The sequence below is a fragment of the Methylobacterium sp. CCH7-A2 genome, assembly GCF_001557075.1.
In the GTDB taxonomy this organism is placed as follows: domain Bacteria; phylum Pseudomonadota; class Alphaproteobacteria; order Rhizobiales; family Beijerinckiaceae; genus Allobosea; species Allobosea massiliensis.
The window spans coordinates 1-346 of sequence record NZ_LSKN01000049.1 but is presented as its reverse complement, the minus strand read 5'-3'; the positions used below and the strand labels follow the sequence as shown (position 1 = coordinate 346).

The window sequence follows — 346 nt, the reverse complement described above, 5'->3', positions numbered from 1 at the left end:
TGATCCGGGTCGAGCAGGGCAAGGGCCGCAAGGACCGCTACGTCATGCTCGCGCCTGACCTCCTCGATCTCCTGCGGCAATGGTGGCGGGTGAAGTGCCCCCGCGGCTGGCTCTTTCCCGGCCAGCAGCCTGGCCAGCCGATCACGACGCGCCAGCTCAACCGCGCCTGCCATGCCGCGGCCGAGGCGGCGAAGCTCGACAAGCGGGTGTCGATGCACACGCTCAGGCACAGCTTCGCCACCCATCTGCTGGAGCGGAAGACCGATATCCCGCGTCATCCAGGTCCTGCTCGGCCACAGGAAGCTCGACACCACCGCCGTCTACACCCGCGTCGCGCTGAAGACCC

General features: G+C 68.5%; 1 pseudogene. It reads left to right on the top strand.

Annotation, left to right across the window (positions count from 1 at the left end):
- Positions 1-346 (top strand): annotated as a pseudogene (locus tag AX750_RS03850) (tyrosine-type recombinase/integrase); the annotation flags it as partial.